Here is a 2,292-nt window from a genome sequence, read left to right as displayed (position 1 = left end):
GGTGGTGACGCCCGGCGCGGCGCCGCTGGACCATTTCAGCGAGGCGGCGCTGTTTGCGCGGCTGGAAGACCTGGCGCTGGCGGCGCTGGAGGAGACGGTGACGCCGCAGGATCTGCAACAGCGGCTGGCGGCGCTGCCGGTGCCGGATTTGCGCAGCGCGGCGCCGATCCGCTTTGCCGGGCGCACGCTGGTCCTGACAGAGGCCGCGCCGGGCGGTATCCTGCCCGAATTGGCCGCCGGGTTGCTGGCGGACCGGTATGCCGTGCCCAGCGTCTGGAGCGCGGTGGTCAACGAGGTGCCGAGGGTGATGATTTGCGACGGTTTGCCCGACGAGACAGGCGCGGCGGGCCTGTTTCACCTGGCTGCGCCGGTCTGGAGCGAGGCGCGGCCGCGATGAATGAACACAGTCCTTTCCGGTACAATGCCCGCACCCATGTGGGGCTGAAGCGCAAGGTCAACGAGGACGCGGTGCTGGCGTTGCCGGACCATGCGATCTGGGTGGTGGCCGATGGCATGGGCGGCCACGATGCCGGCGATTTCGCCAGCCGCCTGATTGCCGATTCCATCGCCACGATTCCCGCCGGGCTGGAGCCGACCGCGCGGATGCATGCCCTGCGCGAGGCGATCGCCCAGGCGCACCGGATCATCGTGCAGGAGGCCGAATCGCGCGGGCGCGGGGTGATCGGCGCGACGGTGGCGGCGCTGCTGATCGCGGGCGGGCATTTCCTGGGCCTCTGGGCCGGCGACAGCCGCATCTACCGGCTGCGCGATGGCGAGATCGAGCTGCTGACCACCGACCATTCCGCCGTGGCCGAGTTTGTCGCCGCCGGCAAGATGACCTGGGACGAGGCCGAGCAGCACCCGCAGGCCAATGCCATCACCCGCGCGGTCGGGGTCGGGGAGGAACTGGAACTGGACAAGGTGCGTGGCGAGATCCGCGTCGGCGACCGGTTCCTGATCTGCTCGGACGGGCTGACCAAATACGCCACGTTCAACATCCTGCGCGGCGCGCTGGCGCGCTATCCGATCGAAACGGTCGCCGACGAGCTGGTGCAGATCGCGCTGACCGGCGGCGGCGCCGACAACATCACCGTGATCGTGGTGGACGTAGTGTAGGGGGCCAAGAGTTTCGGGGAAACTCTTGGCAAAACTATCCCGGATAGTTTTGCCCGGCTCAGGGCGTTGCGGTCACCAGGATGCGGCTGTCCAGCGACAGCAGGCTGGCGGCGTTGCGCCCGGCAAATTCCTGCAGCGCCTGGGCATAGCCCGAAGCGCTTTCGGCGGTGGGCCGCAGCCCGTCGAACAGCGGCTCGGCCGAATGCAGCACGATCACCTTGCTTTTGCCCAGGGTGCTGTCATCGACGCGGAAGGCCAGCCCGCCGTTTTCGGCGGCTTCCTGCAGGTCATAGGCGACGCGGATCCGCACCTCGCCCTGCCGGCCGTCGCGCAGGGCCGCCACCGAATTGTCCTCGCGGTTGAGATTGGGCAGCAGGTGGAACACGTTGCCGGACACGTCGAGGATCGACACGGTGAGAAAGCCGTCGGTCACATCCGGCGGCAGCACCACGTCGATCACCGGGTTTTCGCCGACAAAGAACCGCCCCGAAGGATTCGGCTCGTCCCGGTCGCCGACGGTGAAGGCCACGTCGATGGCGCTGGCCGGGGCCTGGGGCAGGTGGCTTTCGATCAGGCACAGCGTCGGGTTCAGCACCTCGACATCGAGCACGATATCGCGCGCTCCGGCGATCTCGCGCAGCGCATCAAACAGCCGCACGCGGGTGGCGGTTTCCGCCACCCGCCCGGTCACGGTGACGGCGGTGTCGGGGCCGTATCCGGTGGCGGGCGCATCCTTCAGCGTCAGCGGGCCGCAATCCTCCAGCGTCTGCAGGGCGGGGGCAAGCGCGGCGGCGGCCAGGAAGACCGGGCGATAGGCAATCTCGGCGCGGCCCTCCAGCGCGCCGGGCAGATCGCTGGCCAGCGCCGCCATCAGCCGTTCCTGCAGCGCGCGGTCGCTGGTCCAGCCGGTGACGTCGCCGCGATTGCCGCTGAGCGTCAGGGACCATTCCGCCAGATCGTCGATCTGGCCGATGGTCTCCAGCACATCCGCGCCCCAGCTGGGCGCGATGGCGCCGCTGGCCAGGGTCAGGTCGGCGCTGCCGGAGCGGTCGGCCATCAGGCTGGCAAGTGTGGATTGCAGCGCCGCGTCGGGGACGTGCCCGACCGCGCGGGGCGGGCCGGATTCGGGGTTGTCGACCACCAGCGTATAGGGATCGGCCACCGGCAGGCGCGGGC

Annotated in this window: 1 protein-coding gene and 2 pseudogenes; 2 read left to right on the top strand and 1 reads right to left on the bottom strand. The window is 69.7% G+C overall.

Translation table 11 applies throughout. From position 1 onward, the window contains the following. Together CVM52_RS27240 and CVM52_RS25270 are read left to right on the top strand one after the other, a co-directional pair. Positions 1 to 397, top strand: a pseudogene (locus CVM52_RS27240) (type VI secretion system-associated protein TagF); the annotation flags it as partial. Next, positions 394 to 1,116: a PP2C family protein-serine/threonine phosphatase gene (locus CVM52_RS25270; protein WP_100165015.1), complete on the top strand. Its 723-nt coding sequence runs from the start codon at positions 394 to 396 to the stop codon at positions 1,114 to 1,116. The pseudogene CVM52_RS27240 and the gene CVM52_RS25270, both read left to right, overlap by 4 nt. 58 nt (positions 1,117 to 1,174) lie before the next feature. On the opposite strand, the pseudogene CVM52_RS27235 reads toward CVM52_RS25270, so the two are convergent. Further along, a pseudogene (locus tag CVM52_RS27235) lies at positions 1,175 to 2,292 on the bottom strand (DUF4384 domain-containing protein); the annotation flags it as partial.

Source organism: Pseudooceanicola lipolyticus (assembly GCF_002786325.1).
Taxonomy (GTDB): domain Bacteria; phylum Pseudomonadota; class Alphaproteobacteria; order Rhodobacterales; family Rhodobacteraceae; genus Pseudooceanicola_C; species Pseudooceanicola_C lipolyticus.
This window is presented reverse-complemented; position numbering and strand designations above follow the sequence as displayed.